Below are 26,232 nucleotides of genomic sequence, written 5' to 3' on the forward strand. Positions count from 1 at the left end.
ACTGCTCTTGCCGCTCCCGCAAAAAAGATCCGCCGGGGCCGGAGCCCCGGCGGATCCGTGGGGACGGTGTGTCAGCCGGTCAGGACAGCGGCGGGTAGGCGTTCCGCATCAGCTGCTGGAACTGGGCGGAGAACCAGTGCCCGGATATCGGCGCGTCCGGCAGGGCACCCGACATGTTGTAACCGTTGCGGGCGTTGCCCTCGTACGTCGGGTCGCACATCCGGTCGAAGCCCTTGCCGTCGGGGTTCGGGATCTCCTTGCTCGCCCCGTCGGACTCGCCCGGCGGCTTCATCCACACGTACGCGTCGATCCCGGCGGCCGGGCTGGCCTGCGGGCGCTCACCGAGGCCGGCTCCGGACTGGTTGCACCAGTTGCCGAGGTGGATGCGGCGGTCGTAGCGGCCGCCGTCGACGTAGGTGTCGACGGAGGTCTGTGCACCCGGGCCGGTGGGCCGGGCGGTGCCACCCCAGCCGTTGCGGGAGGTGTCGATCAGCATGCCGATGCCGGAGGGGAAGCCGACCGAGACGAGCTGGTTGCGGAAGGCCTGGGCGAAGGACAGCTCGTCGGTGTAGCGGTTCCAGTCGACCCACTTCGACTCGCGGACGGACTTGCCGGCCACGTTGTCGTTGATGGAGAAGTTGTTCTCCTTCAAGGCGCTGTAGTTCGCCGTGTTGGTGATGAAGCCGTGGACGTCGCCCACGGTCGCGCCCTCGGCGGACGCCGCCTCCTTGAACAGGGTCGCGGAGGCACCGAAGTTGTCGTCCCAGCCGATCCAGCCGTGGTGGCCGGCGTCGACGTAGTTGTAGACGTTCGGCACGTCGCCGAGCTTGTTCAGCGCGTAGCCGACGCCCTTGACGTAGTTACCGTTGGCCTTCATCACGTCGCACTGCGGGGTGGCCGTCGGGCGGCTGCCGGTGTTGGTGACGAGGTTCGGCAGCGAGTCGATCTCGACGGTGGTGACGATCCGCAGCGAGGAGTACTTCGAGTCGGCGAGGATCGCCTTGATCGGGTCGATGTACTCTGTCTTGTAGCGGCCGATCTCGTCGGGCTTCAGCTCGCCGTTGGAGGCGAGGGCGGCGCAGTCACGGCCGGGCAGGTTGTAGATGACGACCTGGATGACGAGCTCGCCGGAGCCCTTCTGGCGCAGCGCCTCGTCGAGGTGGTCGCGCAGGCCCATACCGCCGTTGACGCCGTTGATCGCGGCGATCCGGTCCAGCCAGACACCGGTCGGCTGGTTGGAGATCCGGTTGCCGCCCGGCTCGGCGTTGGCCTTCTCGCGCCACTCCGGGTTCACGTACACCTTGGCGCCGTCATAGGGGTTGTTCACCCGGTTGGCAGGGCCGCCCGGCGCCGGGTTGCCGCCGTCGTCGACGTTGCACGTCACGCCGTCGAGGGTGAAGGTGGCCGGGATCGCGTTGCTGCCGCTGTAGGAGCCCTGGAAGCCGAAGCTGACCGAACCGCCCGTCGCGAGCTGGGCGTTGTAGCTCTCGTTGGACACGGTGACGTCGGCACCGCTCTGGCTGATCTTGGCGTTCCAGCCGCTGGTGACCTTCTGGTTGCCGGCGTACGCCCACTTCAGCGACCACGACGACTTCGCGGCGCTGTTGTTGGTGATGGTCACGGCGGCGGTGAAGCCGGTGCTCCACTGGTTCTGCACCTTGTAGTCGACCGTGCAGGGGACGGCGGCGGTGCCGGCGCCGCCCGGGTCGACGGCGAACGCCGTGCCCGTGGCGCCGGCGACCAGGGCCATGGCGGCCAGTAACGCTGTTCTCGTACGGCTCATGAGTGCGGACTTCCCTTTCGGTGGTGGGGGTGTCAGCCGTTCAGGGTGCGCTCCGACAAGGACATGAGGAACCCGGCACCGGCACTCGCGCAGCCGGGGACGACCGCGATGGCGGCGGCTAAAAGTACTGAACGCGAGGGGTGTCGCATGAGCGACTCCGTGCAGGCCGGGCCCGTCGTGGCGGACGCGTCGACTGATGGAATCGCTCCCACTGGTGTCAAGGAAGGTAGCGCCAAGTGTCGGCAAAGAACAGGGGAGTCGCTGACTTTCGCTCAACTCTAGGCGTCGAATCTTTTCGACTCTTCAAGGACCTTGACCGGTACCACACCCGTCCTCACTATGGGAGCGCTCCCACTGGTTCAAGCCTTGACTTCTCCGAGCCGCAAGGAGGAACCAGCACCATGCATCCCCCACCCCGGAAGCGGAGAGCCGTGCGGCGTCTGTGGACCGCCGCGCTCGCAGCTCTCGCGCTTCCGTTGACGATGCTCTCCTCAGGGTCGACTTCCGCGCAGGCGGCCGCACTTCAGTGCAGTGTCGATTACAAGACGAACGACTGGGGCTCCGGCTTCACCGCGGACCTGACCCTCACCAACCGCGGCACGGACGCCATCGACGGCTGGACGCTGACCTACGCCTACTCCGGCAACCAGAAGCTGGGGAACGGCTGGAACGGCACGTGGTCGCAGTCCGGCCAGAACATCACCGTCAAGAGCGCTTCCCACAACGCGCGGGTCGCCGCGGGCGCCGCCGTCTCCACCGGCGCCCAGTTCAGCTACAGCGGCAGCAACACCGCGCCCACGTCCTTCGCGGTCAACGGCACTCCCTGCACCGGCGCGCACCAGCCGCCGATCGCCGTGCTGACCAGCCCGGCCGCCGGTGCCGTCTACACCCAGGGCGAGGCGGTCCCGCTCGCGGCCACCGCGGCCGCCGCGGACAACGCCACGATCAGCAAGGTGGAGTTCTACGACGACACCAAGCTGCTGGGCACGGACACGAGTGCGCCCTACGCGCTGTCCGTCTCGGATTTGACCGTGGGCAGCCATTCCCTGGTGGCGAAGGCCTACGACAGCATGGGCGCCTCCGCCGACTCCACTCCGGTCGGCATCACGGTTGCCTCCGGCCCGACCGTCGTCGCCTCGCCGCTCCAACTGGGCGTGCAGTCCGGCAAGTCGGGCACGTACGAGGTGAAGCTGTCCAAGCAGCCGACGTCCAATGTGACGGTCACGTCGGCCCGCGCGAGCGGCAACGCGGGCCTGTCGGTCACGGGCGGCGCCTCGCTCACCTTCACGCCGCAGAACTGGAACACCGCGCAGAAGGTGACCGTCACGGCCGCGGGCTCCGGTACGGGTTCCGCCGTGTTCGAGTCGACGGCCGCGGGCCACGCCAAGGCCTCGGTCACCGTCACCCAGCTGGCGGCGACCAAGGCGTACGACGCCCGCTTCCTGGAGCTCTACGGGAAGATCACCAACCCGGCGAACGGCTACTTCTCCCCCGAGGGCATTCCCTACCACTCGGTCGAGACGCTGATCGTCGAGGCGCCGGACCACGGTCACGAGACCACCTCGGAGGCGTACAGCTACCTCCTGTGGCTGCAGGCCATGTACGGCAAGGTGACGGGTGACTGGTCCAAGTTCAACGGCGCCTGGGATCTCATGGAGAAGTACATGATCCCCACCAAGGCCGACCAGCCGACCAACTCCTTCTACAACGCCTCCAAGCCGGCGACCTACGCGCCCGAGCTGGACACGCCGAACGAGTACCCGGCCAAGCTCGACACCGGTGTCTCGGTGGGCTCTGACCCGATCGCGGCCGAGCTGAAGAGCGCGTACGGCACGGACGACGTCTACGGCATGCACTGGCTCCAGGACGTCGACAACGTCTACGGCTACGGCAACTCGCCCGGCAAGTGCGAGGCGGGCCCCTCGGACACAGGCCCGTCGTACATCAACACCTTCCAGCGCGGCTCGCAGGAGTCGGTGTGGGAGACGGTGCCGCAGCCGACCTGTGACGCCTTCAAGTACGGCGGCAAGAACGGCTATCTGGACCTGTTCACCGCTGACGCCTCCTACGCCAAGCAGTGGAAGTTCACCAACGCGCCGGACGCCGACGCGCGCGCCGTGCAGGCCGCCTACTGGGCGGACCTGTGGGCGAAGGAGCAGGGCAAGGGCGGGCAGGTCTCCGCGACGGTCGCCAAGGCGGCCAAGATGGGCGACTACCTGCGCTACTCCATGTTCGACAAGTACTTCAAGAAGATCGGCAACTGCGTCGGACCGTCGGCCTGCCCGGCGGGCACCGGCAAGGACGCCTCGATGTACCTGATGTCCTGGTACTACGCCTGGGGCGGCGCCACGGACACCAGCGCCGGCTGGGCCTGGCGCATCGGCTCCAGCCACGCCCACGGTGGCTACCAGAACCCGCTGGCCGCCTACGCGCTCGGCAACTACGCCCCGCTGAAGCCCAAGTCGGCGACGGGCGCGGCCGACTGGGCCAAGTCCATGGACCGGCAGTTGGAGTTCTACCGCTGGCTCCAGTCGAACGAGGGCGCCATCGCCGGCGGCGCGACCAACAGCTGGGCGGGCCGGTACGCGACCCCGCCCGCCGGGAAGTCGACGTTCTACGGCATGTACTACGACGAGAAGCCCGTGTACCACGACCCGCCGTCCAACCAGTGGTTCGGCTTCCAGGCGTGGTCCATGGAGCGGGTCGCCGAGCTGTACCAGCAGACGGGGAACGCGCAGGCCAAGGCGGTCCTCGACAAGTGGGTCGACTGGGCGCTGTCCAAGACCACGTTCAACCCGGACGGCACGTTCCGTGTCCCGTCGACGCTCCAGTGGTCGGGCCAGCCCGACACCTGGAACGCCTCCAGCCCCGGCTCCAACAGCGGGCTGCACGTCACCGTCGCCGACTACACCAACGACGTCGGTGTGGCGGCCGCGTACGCCAAGACCCTGACGTACTACGCCGACCGCTCCGGTGACACGGAGGCCGCGACGGCGGCGAAGAAGCTGCTGGACGGGATGTGGGCGAACCACCAGGACGACCTCGGGATCGCCGTCCCGGAGACCCGCGCGGACTACAACCGGTTCGACGACCCGGTGTACGTCCCGAGCGGCTGGACGGGCACGATGCCGAACGGTGACGCGATCAACTCGTCGTCGACGTTCGACTCGATCCGGTCCTTCTACGAGGACGATCCTGCCTGGTCGAAGATCGAGAGTTATCTCGCCGGCGGTGCGGTGCCGTCGTTCACGTATCACCGGTTCTGGGCTCAGGCGGATATCGCGTTGGCCATGGGCTCGTACGCGGAGCTTCTCGAATAGTCCCCGCCGGGCGCTCCGCGGGTGGGGCGTTGTGATCTGCGGGCCGTATGTGGCTGGTCGCGCAGTTCCCCGCGCCCCCAAGACAAAGGTGCGTCCGAAACTCCGCGTTCGTGGTCTCGTCACCTGACGACGAGGCCGGCCGGGCGGTTCCCACCCGCACTGGGAGCCGCCCGGCCCTCGCACGTTCCCCCTCACCGGAAGGAACCCCACCGTGCGAAGAACCCGTATCCTCACGGCCGTGCTGGCGCTGGCGGCCGGGCTGCTGTCGGGCGCCCCCACCGCCCTGGCCGCCGATCCCCCGTCGGTGAGGCTGGCGGCCGACACCTACACGTGGAAGAACGCCCGGATCGACGGGGGCGGCTTCGTCCCCGGAATCGTCTTCAACCGCTCCGAGAAGAACCTTGCCTTCGCCCGCACCGACATCGGCGGTGCCTATCGGTGGCAGGAGGCCTCGAAGACCTGGACGCCACTGCTGGACTCCGTCGGCTGGGACGACTGGGGGCACACGGGGGTCGTCAGCATCGCGTCCGACTCCGTCGATCCCAACCGGGTGTACGCGGCGGTCGGTACGTACACCAACAGCTGGGATCCGAAGAACGGTGCGGTCATGCGCTCCGCCAACCGGGGTGCGAGCTGGCAGAAGGCGAACCTGCCGTTCAAGCTGGGCGGCAACATGCCGGGGCGGGGCATGGGCGAGCGGCTGGCCGTCGACCCGAACCGGAACAGCGTGCTGTATCTGGGCGCGCCCAGCGGCAAGGGACTGTGGCGGTCGACGGACTCGGGCGTGACCTGGTCCCAGGTGTCGAACTTCCCCAACGTCGGCAACTACGTGGCGGATCCGAGCGACACCTCCGGGTACTCAAGCGACAACCAGGGCATCGTCTGGGTCACCTTCGACGAGTCCACGGGCACGTCGGGCAGCGCCACGAAGACGATCTACGTGGGGGTCGCCGACAAGGACAACGCGGTGTACCGCTCGACGGACGCGGGCGCGACCTGGCAGCGGCTGGCCGGGCAGCCCACCGGCTATCTCGCCCACAAGGGCGTACTGGACGCGAAGAACGGATACCTCTACCTCGCCTACAGCGACAAGGGCGGCCCGTACGACGGCGGCAAGGGTCAGCTGTGGCGGTACGCGACCGGGACCGGGGCCTGGACGAACATCAGCCCGGTGGCGGAGGCCGACACGTTCTACGGCTTCAGCGGGCTGACGGTGGACCGGCAGAAGCCGGGCACGGTGATGGCGACCGCGTACAGCGCCTGGTGGCCGGACACGCAGATCTTCCGCTCCACGGACAGCGGTGCGACCTGGACCAAAGCGTGGGACTACACGTCGTACCCCAACCGCGAGAACCGCTACACGATGGACGTCTCGTCCTCGCCGTGGCTGACCTGGGGCGCGAACCCGCAGCCGCCCGAGCAGACCCCGAAGCTCGGGTGGATGACGGAAGCGCTGGAGATCGACCCGTTCAACTCGAACCGCATGATGTACGGGACGGGCGCGACGATCTACGGCACCGAGAACCTCACGAACTGGGACAACGGGGGTAAGTTCGCCGTCAAGCCGATGGTGCAGGGGCTGGAGGAGACGGCGGTCAACGACCTCGCCTCTCCCCCGTCCGGTGCCCCGCTGCTCAGCGCGCTCGGTGACATCGGCGGCTTCCGGCACACGGATCTGACGAAGGTCCCGTCGATGATGTTCACCCAGCCGAACTTCACGACGACCACCAGTCTGGACTTCGCCGAGTCGAACCCGAACACGGTCGTCCGGGTCGGCAACCTCGACTCGGGTCCGCACATCTCGTTCTCGACGGACAACGGCGCCAACTGGTTCGCGGGGACCGACCCCTCGGGCGTGAGCGGCGGCGGCACGGTCGCGGCGGCGGCCGACGGCAGCCGGTTCGTGTGGAGCCCGCAGGGCGCCGGCGTGCACTACGCGACGGGCTTCGGCACTTCGTGGCAGGCCTCCGGCGGGATCCCCTCCGGGGCGATCGTCGAGTCGGACCGCGTCGACCCGAAGACCTTCTACGGCTTCAAGTCCGGGAAGTTCTACATCAGCACGGACGGCGGGGCGACGTTCAAGGAGTCACCGGCGACGGGGCTGCCCGGCGGCGACAGTGTCCGCTTCAAGGCGCTGCCCGGTGGGAAGGGCGATATCTGGCTGGCGGGCGGCGCGAGCGACGGGGCGTACGGCCTGTGGCACTCGACGGACGGCGGCGCGAGCTTCACGAAGCTGTCGAACGTCGAGCAGGCCGACACCATCGGCTTCGGCAAGGCGGCACCCGGCGCCTCCTACCAGACGCTCTACACCAGCGCGAAGATCGGCGGCGTACGCGGCATCTTCCGCTCCACGGACAAGGGCGCGAGCTGGACGCGCGTCAACGACGACGCCCACCAGTGGGGTTGGACGGGTGCGGCCATCACCGGTGACCCGAGGGTGTACGGCCGGGTGTACGTGGCGACCAACGGCCGCGGCGTCATCTACGGCGACAGCTCCGACGGCGGCACCACGGGTCCCGGGCCCGGACCCGAACCGGCCGGTGCCTGCAAGGTGACGTACAAGGTCACCAGCCAGTGGTCGGGCGGCTTCCAGGCGGACGTGCAGGTCGCCAATACCGGCACCACCCCCTGGAGCGGCTGGTCCCTCGTCTGGTCCTTCGCCGACGGCCAGAAGCTGACCCAGGCGTGGAACGCCGAGGCCGCGCAGTCGGGTTCGACGGTGACGGCGAAGAACGTCGGCTGGAACGCAGGCGTGGCGGCGGGCTCGTCCGTGAGCTTCGGCTTCACGGCGAACTCGTCGGGGACGAACACGAAGCCGACGGCGTTCAAGCTGGGTGACCAGAGCTGCACGGTGGCCTGACCGTGCTTCCGAGGGCGTATGCCCAAGACGGCATACGCCCTCGGCTTTCTCAGGGGGTGTAGACCGTCGGCCTGGGAGCCGTCGACATGTTGTTGCCGATGAAGAAGCTGGGGTGCGGGGGCTGGTTGTAGGCGGTGTTCTGCCAGGCCAGGGCGGTGCGGTACTGGGTGTCGTGCAGCAGGGTTGTGATCTTGGTGTTGGTCTGGTGGGGGGTGCTGTAGATGCGCAGGGCCGTGTTGTTGCTGGTGCGCCAGATGACCTCCTCGCGCCAGTCGCCGAGGAGGTCGCCGGACAGGACGGGGGTGGACTTGGTGCCGTTGTTGGAGGAGACGCCGGATCCGGTGAGCAGGCGGGTGTCGCCGGAGGTGCCGTATTTGTCGATGCGGGTGCCGTCGAGGAGTTCGCGGACGGGGTCGCCGTCCCACCAGGACAGGAAGTTGATGCTGGAGGGCTCCCGGCCCAGGGAGGCGCCGGTGGCGGAGCGCAGGGTGGTGTCGGCGGCGGACCAGGCCTCGGCACCCGGGCTGCCGGCGTGGATGTCGGCGGCGACGCCGCGGCCGTTGTCGGATCCCGACGCCGTCTGCCACAGGATCCGGCCGGTGCGGGCGTCGGCCATCCAGGAGCCGGGTTTGCTGGAGTCCTCGGAGACCTTGAAGTACTCCAGGCCCGAGCGGGAGGGGTTGAGGTCGCCGACGTGGCCGGCGTCGCCGTGGCCCAGCTTGGTGGTCCACAGTCCGTTGCCGTTGTCGTCGACGGTCATGGCGCCGTAGACGATCTCGTCCTTGCCGTCCGCGTCGACGTCGGCGACGGACAGGCTGTGGTTGCCCTGGCCGTCGTAGCCCTTGCCGCTGTTCGTGGAGGAGTTGGTGTCGAAGGTCCAGCGGCGGGTGAAGGAGCCGCCTCTCCAGTCCCAGGCGGCGATGACGGTGCGGGTGTAGTAGCCGCGGGCCATGATCAAGGAGGGGCGGGCGCCGTCGAGGTAGGCGGTGCCGGCGAGGAAGCGGTCGGCGCGGTTGCCGTAGCTGTCGCCCCAGGAGGAGACGGTGCCGCGGGCCGGGACGTAGTCGACGCTCTGCATCGCCTTGCCGGTCTGGCCGTTGAACATGGTCAGGAACTCCGGCCCGGACAGCACGTAGCCGGAGGAGTTGCGGTGGTCGGCGGAGGAGTTGCCGATGACCGCGCCGGTGCCGTCGCGGGTGCCGTCGGCGGTCTTCATGGCGACCTCGGCCTTGCCGTCGCCGTCGTAGTCGTAGACCTGGAACTGGGTGTAGTGGGCGCCGGAGCGGATGTTGCGGCCCAGGTCGATGCGCCACAGGCGGGTGCCGTCGAGTTTGACGCCGTCGACGATGGTGTTGCCGGTGTAGCCGGACTGGGAGTTGTCCTTGGCGTTGGTCGGCTGCCACTTCAGGACGATGTCCAGGGCGCCGTCGCCGTCGAGGTCGCCCAGGGAGGCGTCGTTGGCCTCGTAGGTGTAAGCCGAGTTGCCCGGCGCGGTGCCGCCCGCGGGCGGGGAGAGGGGGACGTCCTTGTAGCCGGTGCGGAACTGGACCGCGTGCACCGAGTCGCCCTGCTCCACGCCGTTCACGATCGCGCGGACGGTGTAGTCGGCGTGCGAGGGGGCGCCGGAATGGAAGTAGTTCGTGGAGCCGGTGATCGGGGTCGGGTTGACCTTCGTACCGGCCCGGTACACGTTGAACGACACGTCGTTCGGGTCGGTACCCAGCCAGCGCCAGCTGACCAGGTTGCCGCTGCCGGTGTGGACGCTGACCACGCCCCGGTCCAGCTTCTCGACTTGCCGGGCGGTGGCGGCCTCGGCGGCGTCGTCGGTGGCGAACGTGGTCAGGCCGGCACCGACGAGTGCCGCCGTGGCTGCGGCGACGGGGAGGAGCAGGCGGCGTCTGCGGTGCCTGTGCGGGTGCTTCACGGGACGGACCTCCTGAAAGGACGGGCGGGTTCCGCCTCTCAGTCGCCGCCGGGTGCACGGGAGTTGCCGTACCGCTTGGCCAGTTCGGACACGGTCCGGGCGATCCTCGACCGCAGTTCGTCCGGAGCCAGCACCTCGATGCCGGTGCCCAGGCGCAGGAACTCGGCGTGGGCGTGCTCGACCGACTCGATGGGGACCGTGGCGCGTGTCCAGCCGTCGGCGTCGTCACGACCGTGGCGCCGTACGGCCTCTCCCGCCGCCCCGGTGAGCGACGTCCCCGGGGCCAGCCGCACCACCGCCTCGCCGCGGTGCAGCCGGTCGTGGAAGCCGCGCTGGTACGCCGCCCAGTACGCGGCCAGGTCGAAGTCCCCCGGTCGAGTGAACTCCTCGTCGCCCGTGGTGAGTTCGAGGATCTGGTCGATCCGGTAGGTACGTGGTCCGGGCCCGGCGACGACGTACCAGCGGCCCGCCTTCAGTACGAGCCCGTACGGCTCCAGGCGGCGCTCCACGTCGGTGGGCTCGCGCCAGCGGCGGTACCGGACGTGCAGCACGCGGCTGTTCCACACGGCGTCCGCGACGGCCGGGAGGTGAGGGGCGTCGTCGGCGTCCGCGTACCAGCCGGGGGCGTCCAGGTGGAACCGGCCGCTGATCCGGTCGGCGTGCGCGCGCAGCTCCGCCGGCAGGGCGGCGCGCACCTTGAGCTGGGCGGCGGCGAGCACGGAGCCGAGACCGAGCTGCGCGGCGGGGCCGGGGGCGCCCGCGAGGAAGAGGGCCTCGGCCTCGTCGGCGGTGAGACCCGTCAGACGGGTGCGGTAACCGTCGAGCAGGCGGTAGCCGCCGGCGTGGCCCGCGTCGCCGTACAGCGGGACCCCGGCGGCAGCGAGGGCCTCCACGTCCCGGTAGACGGTACGGACCGAGACCTCCAGCTCCTCGGCGAGCTGCGCGGCGGTCATCCGGCCGCGGGTCTGGAGCAGCAGGAGGATCGAGACGAGTCGGCTGGACTTCACTGACACAGGATGTCAGGGGACCGGTTCTAGCGTCCCGCCATGCCCTTCACGGAGAAACTCCTGACCGTGCCGCCACCGATCGAGGTGGTCGGCCGGTCGATCAAGCGCTACCACGTCACGGCCGACCCGGAGGGCATCGCGCCCGAGGTGGCGGAGGCGGCGTACGCGATCCTGCCCGAGCTGCTGCCGGAGCCGGACGGCACCCCGCCGGCGACGTTCGTCGTGCTGCACCGGGGCGGTGACGACGGCGCCTATCTGAACGCGTACAGCTGGGTGTGGGACAACGTGCTGCACTTCGGCGGCGCGGCGGCGGGCCAGCCGGTCCTCGGCTGCCCGGACCGCGACCCCACGCACTTCGTCAGGCCCGGCCTGCCGTGGATCGGCTGCGTCTGGGAGCTGCCGCCGATCCTGCACGAACGCGACGCCTGGGTACGGCACATGCTCGCCCCGGACGTCCCCGACCTCAACGCCTATCTGGCCGACCGTCTGCCCGAGGGAACCACAGGAGACCGCTCATGAGCAGCGCGCACGACTTCGACTTCTTCCACGGCACCTGGAACGTCCTGCACCGCCGCCGCACCGACTTCCTCGACCCCGGCAGCGGCTGGGAGGAGTTCCCGGGCCGGAGCGAGTGCCGGCCGCTGTTCGACGGGGCCGCCAACATCGACGAGATCGACATGCCGCACCTGGGCGCGAAGGGGCTGACGCTGCGGCTGTTCGACCCGGTCCGTAAGGAGTGGTCGCTCAACTGGGCGTCCAGCCGCAGCGGCACGCTGTTCCCGCCGGTCTTCGGCCGGTTCGAGGACGCGCGCGGCGAATTCCACGGCGACGACACGTACGACGGCAAGGACGTACGGGTGCGGTTCGTGTGGTCGGGGGTCAGTGACACCGCCGCCCGCTGGGAGCAGGCGTTCTCGGTGGACGGCGGCGAGAGCTGGGTGACCAACTGGATCATGGAGTTCACACGGCCGGAGGAGTTGGCGGCTTCCTGAAGGCCCGGAGCGTGAAGACGGGGTCGGGACGGGGACGGTCCTGGTCGGGGAGTTCCCCCAGGCGGGTGGCGAAGCCGTCGGCGAGCGGGTGGCCGGGCGGCAGGGTGACGAACCAGCCGCGTCTGAGGTCCGCGACCGTGCGGCGAGGGCTGCGGCCCTGTCCGTGGCCCCGGAAGCCGGCCCGCCCGGCCGGGACCAGGCCGTGTGCGGTGGCGTGGGACTCGACGTCCGCCTCGGCGTCCCGGACCGGGGTGGGCGGCCGGGTGGAGAGCACGACATCGATGTCACTGCCCACGTTGTGGGAGGCGGCCTTGTCGACCGTGGTCACGTAGACGCCGCCGGGCCGCAGCACCCGGGCGCACTCGCCGACGATGGTCCGGGCGTCGGCGGGCCCGGCGGTCAGGTGCAGCAGCCACACGCTGCACACGGCGTCGAATTCGCCGTCCCGGAAGGGCAGCCGGCGGCTGTCGGCGAGCACCACGGCACCTGGCAGCCGGGCGGCGGCCTGCCGCGCCATCGCCGGGGCGAGGTCCACGCCGGTCACCCGCATGCCGTCGCGCGCGGCCGCGAGCCGGCGGGTGACGATGCCGGTGCCGCAGGCGACGTCGAGCAGGCTGCGCGCGTCCGGCGGCACGAGGCTCAGCACCGCTGCCGCGGCGGCGGCCGCCCTGGGCTCGCCGCCGCGCGAGGCGTCGTACCGCTCAGCTTCCTTGTCGTAGTCGAGCACCCGGTCAGTGTGCCCCGTGCCCGGGGGCCAGGTCCTCCACCCTGCGGGCGAGCTCGAAGTCCTTCTCGGTGACGGCACCGCCCGCGCTGTGCGTGTGGACGGACAGGGACACCGAGTTGTAACCGAGCGTGAGGTCGGAGTGGTGGTCGAGCTCCTCCTGGACCTGGGCGATGTGCACGACCATCGCCGTCGCCGCGAAGTGCGAGCCGAGCCGGTAGGACCGGGTGAGGCGGTCCTCGTCGAGCGACCAGCCCGGCAGCTCGGCCAGCCGGTCCTCGACCTCCTTCTGCGACAGCGGTTCGACGGGCATGGGCTGCGCTCCTTCCCTGACGCCGGGGTCCTCTGCTGCCTTCTCAGCCTGCCACAGCGGGACGTCCGAGGCCTGGTCGGAGCGGTCTGCCTGTCCGGCTCGGCCGGTTCTCGACTACGGTCCCGGCATGACCACTCATCCGTCCACCGCCGGCCAGGGCGTGGGGCCGCTGCTGCGGGCCTGGCGGGAACAGCGCCGGGTCAGCCAGCTGGAGCTGGCCCTGCGCGCGGACTCCTCGGCCCGGCACATCAGCTTCGTCGAGACCGGCCGTTCCCGGCCCAGCGAGGAGATGGTGCTGCGACTGGCCGAGTACCTGGACGTCCCCGTGCGGGAGCGCAACGCGCTGCTGCTGGCGGCCGGTTACGCGCCGCGCTACCCGGAGACGCCGCTGGACGACCCGGCGCTGGGCGCGCTGCGCGAGGGCATCGAGCGGCTGATCGGGGGCTACGAGCCGTATCCGGCGCTGGTGGTGGACGCGCTGTACAACGTCGTGGCGGCCAACCGGGGGATCATGACGCTGATCGACGGCGTCGCCGAGTCCCTGCTCGAACCGCCGCTGAACGCGATGCGGCTGGCCCTGCACCCGCAGGGCCTGGCGCCGCGCATCCGCAACCTGCGCGCCTGGCGCGGGCACCTGCTGGAGCAGATGGAGCGGCAGATCGCGCTGCACCGCTCCGAGCCGCTGCGGGCGCTGTACGAGGAGGTGGCGGCGTATCCGGTGCCCGAGGCGGATCCGGTGGACGAGCCCGCGGAGCCGGTGCCGTACTTCGCGCTGCCGCTGCGGATCGAGCACGAGGGGCGGACGCTGTCGTTCATCTCCTCGATCGCCACGTTCAACACACCGATGGACGTGACCGTCGCCGAGCTGGCCATCGAGACGCTCCTCCCGGCCGACCCGGCGACAGTCAAGTACCTTCAGTCGCTGCTGCCCTGACGGACCCTCAGCGCCCTGTACTGGAGGACGGCGAACCCGGCCACGGTCAGGGACTGGAGCACCGTCCACACGGCGCCCGCCGTGCTCGGCGTCAGCCACAGCGCCAGGGCCGTGAGGCTCACCGCCGTCCAGGCGAGGTTGATGTCGACGACGGCCTGCACACCGAGCGCCGGCGGCTGCCGGCGGGCAGCCAGCAGACCCACGCCCGCCGCGTAGGCGGTGAGGAACGCGCCCAGTGCGAGCAGCAGCGTGGAGTCCACGCCGAGGAAACGGCCGAGCGGGCCGGAGAACGCGAGGTAGGCGAGCGCGTTCGTGCCGGTCACCACCGCGTCCAGGGCGAGGAAGCGGCGCAGCATCGACTGCGGCGCGCTGGTCGGGGCGAGTGTGGCGAGCTGGGTCGCGGACATGGTGAGTCACCCTCCGTCGGGTCGTGGTGTGGCAGCGGGTCCCGGGTCCCGGGCCGGAGTGCGCCGGCCCGGGACCCGGTGCGCTCACGATCCCGTCCCGTGCGCGCCCGGTCGATTACCCGCGGGGTAATGCCCCGGCGACTCGTCCGTTCTCGCGATCTCCCCGCCCGCGGCCCTGTGAGACTGACGGCGGAACGTGACAGACTGATCGCGGGCTTGGGCACGTTGGGGAGGCGTGGCGTGAGTGAACGGCGGGCCGCACCCACCGTGGGCCAGGTGGTGCTGGGCAAGAGGTTGCAGGAGCTGCGCGAGGCGGCGGGCCTCAGTCGTGACGAGGCCGCCCGGGTGCTGCGCGTCGCCCCCGCGACGGTCCGGCGGATGGAGAGCGCCGACGTCGCGCTGAAGATCCCGTACGTGCAGATCCTGCTGACGGCGTACGGCGTGCCGGACGACGAGGTGACCGCGTTCGTCGAGCTCGCCGAGGAGGCCAACCGGCCGGGTTGGTGGCAGCGGTTCCACGACGTGCTGCCGGAGTGGTTCAGCGTGTACGTGAGCCTGGAGGGCGCCGCCCGGATCATCCGGTCCTACGAGCCGCACTTCGTGCCGGGGCTGTTGCAGACCGAGGGGTACGCGCGTGCGGTCCTGCAGGCCGGCACCATCGGGAACTTTGGGCCGGAGGCCGTGGAGCGACACGTGTCGCTGCGCATGGAGCGGCAGCGGCTGCTGGAGCGCCCGAACCCGCCGCACCTGTGGGTGATCATGGACGAGACGGTGCTGCGGCGGCCGGTGAGCGTCGACGGCCAGGTGATGCGGGAGCAGTTGGACAAGCTGCTGGAGCACTCCGAACGGGACCGTGTCACGCTCCAGATCGCCGAGTTCAAGGACGGCCCGCACCCGGGGACGTACGCGCCGTTCTCCCTGTTCCGCTTCGCCGAGCCGGAACTGCCCGACATGGTCTTCACCGAGTACCTGACCGGCGCGCTGTACCTCGACTCCCGCAAGGAGGTCTCCGCGCATCTGGAGGTCCTCGACCACATGACGGCGGGCGCCGCCTCCACCCAGCGCACCGAGGGGCTGCTGCGGGAGTACCGCGAGAGCTTCTGAGCGGTTCAGCGCCGGGCCGGCCGTGACAGCCATGTGGCGACCGCCTGCGAGATCGGCTGCCCGGTCTCCAGTTCCACGAAGCCGAACTGGCCGCTCTGGTTGCACTCGAGGAACCACCAGAAGCCGTCCTCGTCCTCGGCGAAGTCGAAAGCCGCGTACGCCAGTCCGGCCATGTCGACGTAGTCGTGCACCGACTTGCGGATGCGGTCGGGCACCGGCACCGGCTCCCAGGTGTGCTCGGTGTCGCCGTAGCGTCCGTCGACCTGTTCCGGTTCGGCGGTCTTCCGTGCGGCGAACAGGCTGCTGCTGACGCAGGTCAGACGAATGTCGGCACGCTTGGGGATGTACCGCTGCAGCAGCGCGGGCCCGGCCTCGACACCCGAGAAGTCCGAGTCGGGTCCGATCAGGGTGGTGGGCAGGGCCAGCGGGGGCTCACCGGGCGGCGGCCCGGAGGCGGACTTCACCACCACCTCCCCGTATTCCTCGGCGAACTGCCGTGCCAGGCGCGGGAAGGTCGTGACGACGGTCGGCGGTACGGCGAAACCGCTGAGCTGAGCGGCTCTCAACTGCCACGGCTTCAGGCGGGCCCGGCCGGCGTCGCGTGGATGGTTCATCCATCGCGCGGAGGCGGAGTAGAGCATGCCGAACAGCGCCTGGCGGGTCTCGGCAGTCAGCCATGGGGAGGGCTCAGCAGCGTGCGCGGCCGGTTCGCCGGGCCTGCGCACCCATACGGATCGCAGACCTCCCATGCTGACCACATGTCCGTTCACCGACAGGAGGCCCTCGAAGTCGCCCCGGGTGTAGTGCGCGGACAGCACGGTGTCGTTCGGCAGGTCGGCGGGGTCCAGCCGCATGACGGGCACCGCCGCCTCGTGCAGCTTGGTCACCACCATGTCGGCGGTGACGTCTTCCTTGGACGTGAGGATCAGTACGGTCATGGGGTCACATGTCGTCAGTCGTCGAAGTGCGTCTTGGAACCGGCGGTGGAGGCCGTCGTACCGACCGCCAGGAGGAGGTCCGGGTCACTGACGGCCGGGCGGCCGTCGAAAAGCACGTTCAGCTGGAGCGACTCGTCGAAGCGGTAGGGCGTCACCACCGTGGGACGTGAGCTGGGGAAGGCGTAGTTGAGGGTGAACGGTCGCACTCGGTACCTCCGGGGCTCATCCACACCGCGGGCATCAACGGCGTGCAATTTCTTCACTACTTACACACCGAAAGAGGCGCCGGAATCGTTACAGGGACACGGCATGGCCTCGGCGGGGCGCGGCGCGCCCGGCCGCCGGTGCCGGGGTCACCCGCCCTTGCCCCCGCCTGCCGGGCCGTTACCGGGGTTCCCGTTGCCCGGCGTGCCGCCCTTCCCGGCCGTGCCCGTGCCGGCGTCCGCGGTGCCTTCGGCGGGCCTGCCCGGGACGCCGGACCTGCTCGGCGCGGCCGTCGGCCGGGCCAGCCGCTCCGCGCAGTACCCGTCGACCTCGTCCTCTCCGCCCGCCGCCGCGACGAGCCGCCGCCATGCCGTCGCGTCGAGCGTCCGGCCGCGGTCCTTGACTCGTTCGTAGGCACGGCAGTGGGCCTCGGTGTCCTGGGCGGAGGACGAGCCGTCGCGCCGTCCCGGGCCGCCGGAGGAGGCCGGCGATGCCTCATCTCCCGGCCGGGCGGGGGCGACCACCGAGGGGTGCGCCCTCTCTCCGATACCGTTCCCCGACGAACCGACCGAACCGATGGCCGCGACCGCGACACCGCCCAGGGCGATGCTGGTGAGCACGGCGGCGGCCGTCGTCTTCACCGGGCGCCCGGTACGCCGCTGCGCGGGAAGCCGCCAGTCGTCCCGGTGCCGGGTACGCGCTCGGTGCGCTCCCGCGTCGCGGGCGGTCCGGAAGGCGGCCACGGCACGGCGCTCGGCTTCGGGGCCGGGATCGCCCGCGAGCAGGGCGGCGGCCAGGACGGTGTGCAGCGCGGTGTCGTCCCGCGGATCCCACGGGCCGGGCACGGCCTCGCCGGGGCGCACGCGTCGACGGCCTGTGACTCCGTCGCGGCTCAACCGATCACCCATGTCCGTTGTCCGTTCCTGCCTGAGCTGTTCGATGAGTCCGGCATGCCGGTGTGTGATGCCGGGGTGTCCGACCACTGACGTCGTCGTGACGGATGTCGACTCTCCAGCGACCGGGGAGCTTCATCCGTCGCACCCTCGGCGGTCTCCGTCCCGAGGCCCAGTTGGCGGGCGAGGCGTTTCAGCCCCCGGTGCGTGGCGGTGCGCACCGCGCCGGGGCGCTTGCCGAGGACGCGCGCGGCGGCGGGGCCGTCCAGTCCGACGATGACGCGCAGGAGCACGGCCTCGGCCTGGTCCCGCGGCAGCCCGCGGACCAGTTCCAGGGCCCGCTCGGTGGAGACGGCCTCCAGGGCCTGGTCATGGGTGCTGTGCGGGCCGGGCAGGTCCAGGACATCCTGCTCGATCGCCCCCGGCCGGGGGCGCGCGCGCTGGCGGCGCACATGGTCCAGTGCCCGGTGCCGGGCGATGGTGGCCGTCCAGCCGCGGAAACCCGCCCCGTCCCCCTTGAACCGTCCGAGGTCCCGGGAGATCTGCAGCCAGGCGTCGGACGCCACGTCCTCCGCGTCGTCGCCGACGAGTCCGCGCAGATAGCCGAGCAGGCCCGGCTGCACGAGGCGGTAAGCGACCGCGAAAGCGGCCTCGTCCCCGTCCTGGGCCCGCGCGACGGCCGCGCCCAGTTCCCCGTCGTGGGCCTGTGCGTAGCGCGGTTTCCGTTCCTGACCCAAGATCGTCCTCGTTCGCACCTGGTTTGTTGCGAGGCCGTGCCGACCGACGCACCCGTTCGCCGCGACACCCTCATGAACACAAGCGGGCGTCCTCACAGAAGTGTCACAGCGCACCAAGCGCCCCTCACGCCTCTCTCGGACTCCCGAACGGCCCGTCAGTCCGGCTCGTCGATGCTCACCGGCCGGTCGTCGCGCAGTTCGGCGAAGAGCTTGTTCGCCTTCGCCTCGTCCCACGTCAGGGCAGTGCTCCCGGCCGTGGCGGAGCCGGGCCCGGCCACTGGGACGTTCAACTGCCTGCCGCTGTCTCCCGAAACGCTCTTCATCGCCCGGAACAGCGCAAGGAGCGTGGGCAGTTCCATGTCCTTGTCCACCACCAGGGCATCCAGTCCCGCGCTCAGGGCGGGATACGAACGGAACGGATCGAGCACGACGCCCGGCGCGGCGGCCTTGCGGGCCAGGGCGGAGAGGAACTGGCGCTGGTTCCTGGAGCGCCCCAGATCGCCGTCCGCCTCTTGGTGCCGCTGGCGGACGAAGGCCAGCGCCTGGGAGCCGGTCAGGTTGTGACAGCCCTTCTTCAGCCGCAGTCCCGACTTCGGGTCGTCGATGGTGCGGTCCACGCACATCTCCACACCACCGACCGCGTCCACGACACCGACGAAGCCCGCGAAGCCGATCTCCGCGTAGTGGTCCACGCGCAGCCCCGTGTTCAGCTCGACGGTGCGGACGAGCATGGCGGGCCCGCCGAGGGAGTAGGCCGCGTTCAGCTTGTTCTTCGCCGCCCGGTGGAACTTGCCGGTGTGGGGGTCGACGTACGACGGGATGGTTACCCAGGAGTCGCGTGGCAGGCTCACCATCGAGGTGCCGTGGGCACCGGTGTGCAGGAGCATCATCGAGTCGGTTCGGCTGCCTCCGGCCGTGCCGGTGTGCAGTTCCTTCCTGGCCTGCTCCGACAGGCCGTCCCGGCCGTCCGATCCCACGACCAGGTAATTCGTTCCCTTCCCTCGCGGCGGACGGTCGGCGACCCCGCTCAGGTCGACGGACCGGTCGAGCCTGAACTCGGCCCAGGCGCAGGTGCCCGCGCCGGTCAGGACCAGTGCGCACAGCAGTACCGCCAGCAGGCGCACGGTCCGGCGGGCCCGGCCGGGGCGCGCCCGGGGAGGCCTGGTACTTGTGGTGCGGCCGCCGCGCTCGGCCCCACGGACCTGGTCCTGGTCCGTCTCGTCGACAGGACTGCCGCACGTCTTCGTCTCCGTCTCCGTCTCCGGCTCCGGATCCGGATCCGGAGCCGGAGCCGGAGCCGGAGCCGGAGCCGGTGACCAAGACGGAAAGGGCGACGGAGACGGCCCGAGGTCGGCGCCGTCGTGACTGCCGTACGGGTACGGCCCGAGGTCGGCACCGCCGTAGCTGCCGTACGGGTACGGCCCGACGATGTACCCCTCGTACGGCCGGACCGGCTCCTGGAGCGGTGGGGCACCGCTCTGCCACACCGGTCCCGTGATCACCCGGCGCCCTTGTGCCTCCCCGTTCTCGTTCCGCCGGCCGGTTCCGGGGCGCATGCCCGGCCCGTCGCTCATGGGACGAACCACTCCCTCATCACCTCGATGACAACTGTCGTTCGGCTTCCGGCCTCCTGAGCTGCTGAGTGGCAGCCGTGCCGGAACGTTGCATGCGATGCCACTTCAGCCGGGTGCCGAGCAGCAGGGCGACCACGGACTGGATGACGACCAGGTACATCAGCTGCCGGTAGACGAAGAGCTGGAACGGCATCGACCACAGCGCCCACAGCCGCTCGCCGTCGAGTCTCAGCGCGTAACCGGCACAGGCCAGTTGGACCCCGAGGAAGGCGAGCCACACGCCCGTCGCCTGCACGGGGTCGGCGAAGAGCGCCCCGTACACCGCGAAGAGGTCGACGACCGGTGCCAGCAGCGGCAGGACCACCTGGAAGACGGCCAGATAGCTCAGCCCGCGGCGAGCGAAGCGCCCGGCCGCTCCCACTTCGACGACGGCCCGGCGGTGCTTCCACATCGCCTGCAGGGTGCCGTAGCACCAGCGGTAGCGCTGCCGCCACAACTGCCTGAGGGTGGTGGGCACTTCGGTCCAGGCGACGGCGGACTCCTCGTAGACCACCCGCCAGCCGGCCCGCCACAGGGCCATCGTCAGGTCGGTGTCCTCGGCGAGGGTGTCCTCGCTGACCCCGCCGACACCCATGAGCGCGTCCCGGCGGAAGGCGCCGATGGCTCCGGGAACCGTCGGCATGCACTCCAGCACCTCGAACATGCGCCGGTCGAGGTTGAAGCCGAAGACGTACTCCAGGTGCTGCCACCTGCCGAGCAGTCCGCGGCGGTTGCCGACCTTGGTGTTGCCGCTGACGGCACCGACGGCCGGATGCGCGAGCGGCTGGACGAGCCGGTACAGGGCATCGGGCTCGAAAACGGTGTCGGCGTCGACCATCACCACGATGTCGTGGGACGCCATGGCCAGACCGGTGTTGAGCGCCGCCGCCTTGCCCGAGTTCGGCTGGCGGATCACGCGGACCCGAGGGTCGTCGATCCACGTGGCGAGGTCCGCCGTCCGGTCCGTGGAGCCGTCGTCGATCACGATGACCTCGAGGTACGGATGCGTGGAGGCGAGCAGTGAACGGACGGTGGACTCGATGCCGGCCTCCTCGTTGTAGGCGGGCACGAGCACCGTCACAGGCGCGTTGACCTCCCGCAGCCAGGGCGCGCCGGGGCGGGGGCGGGTGAGGCGCCGGACGTGGGCGCGGGCGAAGAAGGTCAGCGACAGCAGCCGCAGCAGGCCCAGCGCTCCGGCCACGCCCAGCACCCAGATCATGATGTGCGTGAAGGTGTTTCCGGCCGCCACGGTCCAGATCAGGGCCTTGCCCTGCCACCGTTCGGCGGTGGACACCGGGGTGTCGGCGGGCGGTATGCCGACCGCGTCCGTCACGGTGGTGAACCGGTCGGCGTGCGGGGCGTCGAGCAGCTGCTTCGTCTCGTCGTACGCCAGTTCGGTGTTGCTGAACTGGCGGATCAGGCCGTGCACCGGATCACGGGTCGGGTGGTCGGCGGCGACCAGCACATAGCCGTCCGCGGCGGCCTTCCGGGCCGCCTGCCACTCGGCACCGCACAGCGTGTCCACCTCGGTGGTCATCGGCATCCGCAGCAGGTCGGTGCGTATGCCCGCCGTCCCAGCGAGGGTCTTCCGGGTGAGGCCCAGTTCCATGGCGAAGCGGACGTGCGACGAGGAACCGAGGTCGGCTCCCGTGTAGGTGTTCGAGCCGATCTCGTGGCCCTCGTCGAGGATGCGCCGGACCAGGTCCGGGTGGCGTGCCGCCTGGGCGCCGAACACGAAGAAGGTGGCGTGCGCGTGGTGCTCGCGCAGCAGATCCAGCAGGCGGGGGGTCCACTCGGGATCGGGTCCGCCGTCGTAGGTGAGGGCGACGGTGCGCGCGGGCGCCGCGGCGGACGACACCTTGGCCCCGTCGATGCCGCGCAGGACGGGGCCGCTCTCGTCCAAGGACCTGGGCACGGGCTTGGTGCACGGCCGGCGCGTCTTGGCGGCGTCCACCTCGTGAACGGTCCAGCCCTCGAAGAGCAGGACGGCGAAGATGACGGGCAGAGTCAGGGCGAGCAGCCGCCAGTGTCCGCGGGGGTCGCGGGAACGGGCGTGCCGGCGATGCGCCGAGCGGCTCACGCAGCCGCCCCGGGTGTGGCGTTAATCACAGGGGTGTCGGGGCGGGTTTCGCGGAGGCCGACGACGGCGGTGACCGCTGCCGGCCTGGTGCGGGCCGCCGAAAGGGGTGTGCCGGCCGACGTCGATCGGACCGCGTGGGCGATGGATTCAGCCATGGACCACACCGCCTTCACATGCTGGTCGACGACGTCGAGGCTCGATGAACAGTCAAGCGTTTTCTGATGTTTTGTCTTGCGGTCGCGCTCGTGCATGGGCGGCGAGTGTAGTCACATCCGAAGCCCCGGGAGGGCCGGAAACAGGCTGAGCAGCGCCCCGAAGCGGGGACTGTGACACTCGGCGCCGCCGGTGCGCTGGACTGAGGGGATGCCGAGAAGTCTGTCTTCACATTCAACGCCTCCCGCAACGGGTCTCCGAGTGCCGCGACTCGCCCCAGAGGCGGTTTTCAGCCGCCTTGACACGTACGGACCCCGCCGACGGGTGTGCCCCCCTTCCCGCCCCTAGCGTCGGGATCGCGGGGCGCACGGGAAGGAGGCCCGATGCCCGGATTCGAGGTGCTGTACCAGGCGGCCGCGCTGTGCCTGATGTTCCCCGACGACGACTTCCGCGCCCGGCTGCCGCTGCTGCGCGAAGCCGCCCCGCAGCTGCGGGAGTTCGCCGACCACGCGGCCGTCACCGCGCCGCGGGAGCTGGCCGCCCACTACCTCCAGGTCTTCGAGAGCGCGCAGGGCCACAGCCTGTACCTGAGCCGCTGGCGCGGGTTCTCGCCGGCCCGCTTCCAGGAGCTCTACAGCTCCCACGGATTGGAGCTCACCGGCGAGGAGCTGCCCGACTTCCTGCCCGCGGTACTGGAGTTCACGGCCCGCACCGGCAACACCGTGCTGCTGACGGAGTACCGGGCCGGACTGGAGCGACTGCGCTCCGGGCTGGCCGACTCCGGCACTCCGTACGCCTCCGTCGTCGACGCCGTGTACGCGACGCTGCCGCCCGCGGAGACCCAGGCAAGCGATCCGCCGGGAAGCTAGGCCGCCCCGCCCTTCTGGTCTCCCTGCTCCTTCTCCTCGTCCACGATCTCCGCGTCGACGACGCCCTCCTCGTCCCGCGGGGTGCCGGAGGATTCCTCGGTGGGTGTCTGCTGGGCCTGGGCGTACATCGCCTGGCCCATCTTCTGGCTGACCGTGGCGAGTTTCTCGACGCCTGCGCGCAGGGCGGCGGTGTCCGCCTGCTGTTCCAGCTGTCCCTTCACCTCGGCGATGGCCGACTCGACCTCGGCCTTGGTGTCGGCCGGGATCTTGTCGCCGCTGTCGCGGAGGAACTTCTCGGTCTGGTAGACGAGTTGCTCGGCCTGGTTGCGGGTCTCGGCGGCCTCGCGGCGCCTGCGGTCCTCCTCCGCGTACTGCTCGGCCTCGCGCATCATGCGGTCGATGTCGTCCTTGGGCAGGGCCGAGCCGCCGGTGACGGTCATCTTCTGCTCGCGGCCGGTCGCCAGGTCCTTGGCGGAGACGTGCATGATGCCGTTGGCGTCGATGTCGAAGGCCACCTCGATCTGCGGCACGCCGCGCGGCGCCGGCGGCAGGCCCGTCAGGTCGAAGACGCCGAGCTTCTTGTTGTACGCGGCGATCTCGCGTTCGCCCTGGTAGACCTGGATGCCGACCGAGGGCTGGTTGTCGGCCGCCGTCGTGAAGATCTCCGAACGCCGCGTGGGGATGGTGGTGTTGCGTTCGATGAGCTTCGTCATGATGCCGCCCTTGGTCTCGATGCCCAGGGACAGCGGGGTGACGTCGAGCAGCAGCACGTCCTTGACGTCGCCGCGCAGGACGCCCGCCTGGAGCGCGGCGCCCACGGCCACGACCTCGTCGGGGTTGACGCCCTTGTGCGGTTCCTTGCCGGTGAGTTCCTTGACCAGGTCGGTCACCGCGGGCATCCGTGTCGAGCCGCCGACCAGGATCACGTGGTCGATCGCCGAGAGCTTCACGCCGGCGTCCTGGACCGCCTGGTGGAAGGGCGCCTTGCAGCGGTCGAGCAGGTCGGCGGTGAGCTCCTGGAACTGGGCCCGGGTCAGCTTCTCGTCGAGGTGCAGCGGCCCCTCGGCGGAGGCCGTGATGTAGGGCAGGTTGATCGTCGTCTCGGTGGAGCTGGACAGCTCGATCTTGGCCTTCTCGGCGCCCTCGCGCAGCCGCTGCACGGCCATCTTGTCGCCCGCCAGGTCGACGCCGTACTGCCCCTTGAAGCGCTTGACCAGGTACTCGACGATCCGCTGGTCCCAGTCGTCGCCGCCGAGGTGGGTGTCGCCGTTGGTGGCCTTCACCTCGATGACGCCCTCGCCCATCTCCAGCAGCGACACGTCGAAGGTGCCGCCGCCGAGGTCGAAGACGAGCACCGTCTGGTCGTTCTCCTTGTCCAGGCCGTAGGCGAGGGCCGCGGCCGTCGGCTCGTTGATGATCCGCAGCACCTTCAGGCCCGCGATCTCACCGGCCTCCTTGGTGGCCTGCCGCTGGCTGTCGTCGAAGTAGGCCGGGACGGTGACCACCGCGTCGGTGACGTCCTCGCCGAGGTAGGACTCCGCGTCCCGCTTCAGTTTCTGGAGCACCCGCGCGGACAGCTCCTGCGCCCGGTAGCGGGTGCCGTCGATGTCGCCGTGGTCGGGGAAGCGCCAGTGCGCGTCACCCATGTGCCGCTTGACCGAGCGGGCGGTGCGATCCACGTTCGTCACGGCCTGCCGCTTGGCCACCTCCCCGACCAGCACCTCGCCGTTCTTGGCGAACGCCACGACCGAGGGTGTGGTCCTGGCCCCCTCCGCATTGGCGATGACGGTGGGCTCGCCGCCTTCCAGCACGGCGACCACCGAGTTCGTGGTTCCGAGGTCGATCCCGACCGCACGTCCCATCGCTGTCCCCTTCCGCCAGGGCGCTCCTATTCTCCAGCACAAAACTTGAGTGCGCTGTTGTCAATGCCGCGAAGGGGTGATCGGCCCGCGGAGCGCCACGGCTCGCCGGGGCCGGTCGGTGACGAGCACGTCCACGCGCGGGTGGGCGAGGAAGGCCCGCATCAGGGTGTCGTCGTTGACCGTCCACACCATGGTGAACAGGCCGCGCCGGGTCGCCTCGCGCAGCACGGTGGTCCTGGCCAGCCGCTGGTGGACGGCGACGCCGTGCGCTCCGCAGGCCCGGATGCGGCGGGCCGGGAACAGCTCGCTCAGCCGGGTCCCGGGCAGCCGGGCCAGGGCCAGTTCCCTGCGGTCGCGCCCCAGGGACAGCGCGGTCCGCACCCCGGGGAAGGCCTGTGCGACGGCGGCCACGGAGCAGTCCTCCAGCGTCGTCACGACGAGCCCGTCCACGCCGAGCAGGGCCACCGCGCGGTCGATCACCTCCCGCTCGTAGCCCGCCTCCTTCAGGTCCAGGTGCGCCACGAGCTTCCCGGCGATCAGCGCCATGACCTCGTCCACGACCGGCACGGCGTATCCGGCCCGCTCGCTCAGCTCGGCGTGCGTGAGCGCGGCCAGCGGCGGCCCGGTGTGCCCGACCCGGGGGTCGTGGTAGACGACGAGGACGCCGTCCCTCGTGCGGCGGATGTCGAACTCGACGTACTCCGCACCGGACTCCAGCGCGTCCTCGTACGCCTGCCAGGTGGCGGGCCCGGCGCGCTCGGAGCCGCCCCGGTGGGCGGAGACGGCGGGGCGGGGCGTCATGGTCGTCGGCTCCCGGAGGGCGAGCGTGGCGGCGGGACGGGTACGGCGTCGTCGTCGGACGCCGGCAGCAGCGAGCCGGAGCGGGTGCTCATCCGTCCGAGCAGGACGTAGCCGATCAGGACCAGGATCACGAAGGGGAGCCAGGCCGGCGCGTAGGCCGTGCCGTAGGCGCGCAGGTCCGGGATGGAGCGGTGCTCCTCGACGTTCGTGCCGTTCACGCCGAAGAAGGCCAGCGGCGGGGTGGGCGGCAGGGCGATCAGCGTGGCGGCGGCGACCAGGCCGGAGACGGTGCGGTCCCGGCCGTCGTCGCGCTCGGCGAGTTCGGCATCCAGGGCGGCGGAGCGGGCGCTGATCACCGAGGTCAGGCGCTCGACCATGCGGGCCGAGTTCTGATCAGGGAGCGGGTCCCGGTGGGCGAGTCGGTCAGGGCCCGCTCGTTGGCCTTCATCGTCGCGAAGGCCGCGAGGCGGGTGCGCTGGAGCACGGCCAGGGCGGAGATCATGCCGACGGCGACGAGCATCAGGCCGTTCTCGACGTGCGGGGCCCAGCCCGCCTGGACGGAGACGCCCCGGCCTAAGGGGTGTGGGGCCCAACCCCCCCCCCCCCCCGGGGGCGCCGGGGGGGGGGGGGGGCCCCCCCCGGGGGGGCGGGGGGGGCGGGCGGTGGTGGGGGGGGGGGCCGGGGGGGGGGGCGCCCCGCGCCTCGCATCCGTAG

General features: G+C 70.7%; 24 protein-coding genes. 7 read left to right on the plus strand and 17 right to left on the minus strand.

Translation table 11 applies throughout. The annotated features are described in order from the left end of the window. Positions 1–79: 79 nt before the first annotated feature. Positions 80–1,783: a glycoside hydrolase family 6 protein gene (locus ACIBNA_RS20200; RefSeq protein ID WP_399166533.1), complete on the minus strand. Its 1,704-nt coding sequence runs from the start codon at positions 1,781–1,783 to the stop codon at positions 80–82. 401 nt (positions 1,784–2,184) lie between these two features. Here ACIBNA_RS20200 and ACIBNA_RS20205 point away from each other — a divergent pair, with 401 nt between their 5' ends. Further along, positions 2,185–5,103: a glycoside hydrolase family 48 protein gene (locus ACIBNA_RS20205; protein WP_399166534.1), complete on the plus strand. Its 2,919-nt coding sequence runs from the start codon at positions 2,185–2,187 to the stop codon at positions 5,101–5,103. A gap of 211 nt (positions 5,104–5,314) precedes the next feature. Further along, complete coding sequence (locus tag ACIBNA_RS20210) at positions 5,315–7,963, plus strand: cellulose binding domain-containing protein (protein WP_399166535.1); 2,649 nt, start codon at positions 5,315–5,317, stop codon at positions 7,961–7,963. 49 nt (positions 7,964–8,012) lie between these two features. On the opposite strand, the gene ACIBNA_RS20215 is transcribed toward ACIBNA_RS20210, so the two are convergent. Then, positions 8,013–9,887 (minus strand): rhamnogalacturonan lyase, encoded by a 1,875-nt coding sequence (locus ACIBNA_RS20215; RefSeq protein ID WP_399166536.1) that lies wholly within the window; start codon positions 9,885–9,887, stop codon positions 8,013–8,015. A 38-nt stretch (positions 9,888–9,925) separates the two neighbouring features. Next, positions 9,926–10,894, minus strand: coding sequence for a helix-turn-helix transcriptional regulator (locus ACIBNA_RS20220; protein WP_399166537.1), 969 nt, complete (start codon positions 10,892–10,894; stop codon positions 9,926–9,928). 39 nt (positions 10,895–10,933) lie between these two features. On the opposite strand from ACIBNA_RS20220, the gene ACIBNA_RS20225 reads away from it, so the two are divergent. Next, complete coding sequence (locus ACIBNA_RS20225) at positions 10,934–11,413, plus strand: hypothetical protein (protein ID WP_399166538.1); 480 nt, start codon at positions 10,934–10,936, stop codon at positions 11,411–11,413. Next, positions 11,410–11,886, plus strand: coding sequence for a hypothetical protein (locus ACIBNA_RS20230; RefSeq protein WP_399166539.1), 477 nt, complete (start codon positions 11,410–11,412; stop codon positions 11,884–11,886). The genes ACIBNA_RS20225 and ACIBNA_RS20230 overlap by 4 nt, the downstream gene beginning before the upstream one ends. On the opposite strand, the gene ACIBNA_RS20235 is transcribed toward ACIBNA_RS20230, so the two are convergent. Together ACIBNA_RS20235 and ACIBNA_RS20240 are read right to left on the minus strand one after the other, a co-directional pair. After that, positions 11,855–12,613, minus strand: coding sequence for a class I SAM-dependent methyltransferase (locus ACIBNA_RS20235; protein ID WP_399166540.1), 759 nt, complete (start codon positions 12,611–12,613; stop codon positions 11,855–11,857). The two genes, ACIBNA_RS20230 and ACIBNA_RS20235, sit on opposite strands and share 32 nt — an antisense overlap. A 4-nt stretch (positions 12,614–12,617) precedes the next feature. Then, on the minus strand, positions 12,618–12,923 hold the full coding sequence (locus tag ACIBNA_RS20240; protein ID WP_399166541.1) for a 4a-hydroxytetrahydrobiopterin dehydratase: 306 nt from the start codon (positions 12,921–12,923) through the stop codon (positions 12,618–12,620). Between the two features lie 127 nt (positions 12,924–13,050). On the opposite strand from ACIBNA_RS20240, the gene ACIBNA_RS20245 reads away from it, so the two are divergent. Further along, positions 13,051–13,857: a helix-turn-helix domain-containing protein gene (locus tag ACIBNA_RS20245; protein ID WP_399166542.1), complete on the plus strand. Its 807-nt coding sequence runs from the start codon at positions 13,051–13,053 to the stop codon at positions 13,855–13,857. Here the strand turns inward: ACIBNA_RS20245 and ACIBNA_RS20250 are convergent. Continuing rightward, positions 13,839–14,264 (minus strand): hypothetical protein, encoded by a 426-nt coding sequence (locus ACIBNA_RS20250; protein ID WP_399166543.1) that lies wholly within the window; start codon positions 14,262–14,264, stop codon positions 13,839–13,841. The genes ACIBNA_RS20245 and ACIBNA_RS20250 overlap by 19 nt on opposite strands. Positions 14,265–14,504: 240 nt before the next feature. On the opposite strand from ACIBNA_RS20250, the gene ACIBNA_RS20255 reads away from it, so the two are divergent. Then, complete coding sequence (locus ACIBNA_RS20255) at positions 14,505–15,368, plus strand: helix-turn-helix domain-containing protein (protein ID WP_399166544.1); 864 nt, start codon at positions 14,505–14,507, stop codon at positions 15,366–15,368. A gap of 5 nt (positions 15,369–15,373) precedes the next feature. On the opposite strand, the gene tgmB is transcribed toward ACIBNA_RS20255, so the two are convergent. From tgmB to ACIBNA_RS20290, 7 genes are all read right to left on the minus strand, one after another. Further along, positions 15,374–16,306, minus strand: coding sequence for an ATP-grasp ribosomal peptide maturase (gene tgmB, locus ACIBNA_RS20260; protein ID WP_399166545.1), 933 nt, complete (start codon positions 16,304–16,306; stop codon positions 15,374–15,376). Positions 16,307–16,320: 14 nt separating this feature from the next. Then, the gene (gene tgmA, locus ACIBNA_RS20265) at positions 16,321–16,512 is read right to left on the minus strand and encodes a putative ATP-grasp-modified RiPP (RefSeq protein ID WP_399166546.1); all 192 of its coding nucleotides are present in this window, start codon (positions 16,510–16,512) and stop codon (positions 16,321–16,323) included. A 147-nt stretch (positions 16,513–16,659) separates the two neighbouring features. Then, positions 16,660–17,373, minus strand: coding sequence for a hypothetical protein (locus tag ACIBNA_RS20270; protein ID WP_399166547.1), 714 nt, complete (start codon positions 17,371–17,373; stop codon positions 16,660–16,662). Between the two features lie 29 nt (positions 17,374–17,402). Continuing rightward, positions 17,403–18,140, minus strand: coding sequence for an RNA polymerase sigma factor (locus ACIBNA_RS20275; protein WP_399166548.1), 738 nt, complete (start codon positions 18,138–18,140; stop codon positions 17,403–17,405). A gap of 155 nt (positions 18,141–18,295) precedes the next feature. Continuing rightward, positions 18,296–19,714, minus strand: coding sequence for an LCP family protein (locus ACIBNA_RS20280; protein ID WP_399166549.1), 1,419 nt, complete (start codon positions 19,712–19,714; stop codon positions 18,296–18,298). Positions 19,715–19,733: 19 nt separating this feature from the next. Further along, positions 19,734–21,833: a bifunctional polysaccharide deacetylase/glycosyltransferase family 2 protein gene (locus ACIBNA_RS20285; RefSeq protein WP_399166550.1), complete on the minus strand. Its 2,100-nt coding sequence runs from the start codon at positions 21,831–21,833 to the stop codon at positions 19,734–19,736. Continuing rightward, positions 21,830–22,084, minus strand: a complete 255-nt coding sequence (locus ACIBNA_RS20290) for a hypothetical protein (RefSeq protein ID WP_399166551.1) — start codon at positions 22,082–22,084, stop codon at positions 21,830–21,832. Before ACIBNA_RS20290 ends, ACIBNA_RS20285 begins: the two co-directional genes overlap by 4 nt. A gap of 285 nt (positions 22,085–22,369) precedes the next feature. Here ACIBNA_RS20290 and ACIBNA_RS20295 point away from each other — a divergent pair, with 285 nt between their 5' ends. Beyond that, a complete protein-coding gene (locus ACIBNA_RS20295; RefSeq protein WP_399166552.1) occupies positions 22,370–22,855 on the plus strand; it encodes a nitrate reductase molybdenum cofactor assembly chaperone in 486 nt (161 codons plus the stop codon). Here ACIBNA_RS20295 and dnaK read toward each other — a convergent pair. Genes dnaK through ACIBNA_RS20315 form a run of 4 tightly spaced genes read right to left on the minus strand, consistent with a single transcriptional unit; the run spans position 22,852 to position 26,038 of the window. After that, complete coding sequence (gene dnaK / locus ACIBNA_RS20300; protein ID WP_399166553.1) at positions 22,852–24,717, minus strand: molecular chaperone DnaK; 1,866 nt, start codon at positions 24,715–24,717, stop codon at positions 22,852–22,854. The genes ACIBNA_RS20295 and dnaK overlap by 4 nt on opposite strands. Before the next feature lie 60 nt (positions 24,718–24,777). Beyond that, positions 24,778–25,518: a glycerophosphodiester phosphodiesterase family protein gene (locus tag ACIBNA_RS20305; protein WP_399166554.1), complete on the minus strand. Its 741-nt coding sequence runs from the start codon at positions 25,516–25,518 to the stop codon at positions 24,778–24,780. Then, complete coding sequence (locus tag ACIBNA_RS20310) at positions 25,515–25,895, minus strand: hypothetical protein (RefSeq protein ID WP_399166555.1); 381 nt, start codon at positions 25,893–25,895, stop codon at positions 25,515–25,517. The genes ACIBNA_RS20305 and ACIBNA_RS20310 overlap by 4 nt, the downstream gene beginning before the upstream one ends. Further along, a complete protein-coding gene (locus ACIBNA_RS20315; RefSeq protein ID WP_399166556.1) occupies positions 25,880–26,038 on the minus strand; it encodes a hypothetical protein in 159 nt (52 codons plus the stop codon). Before ACIBNA_RS20315 ends, ACIBNA_RS20310 begins: the two co-directional genes overlap by 16 nt. Between the last annotated feature and the right edge of the window lie 194 nt (positions 26,039–26,232).

This window comes from Streptomyces sp. NPDC050164, from assembly GCF_044459945.1.
Classification (GTDB): domain Bacteria; phylum Actinomycetota; class Actinomycetes; order Streptomycetales; family Streptomycetaceae; genus Streptomyces; species Streptomyces coeruleorubidus_A.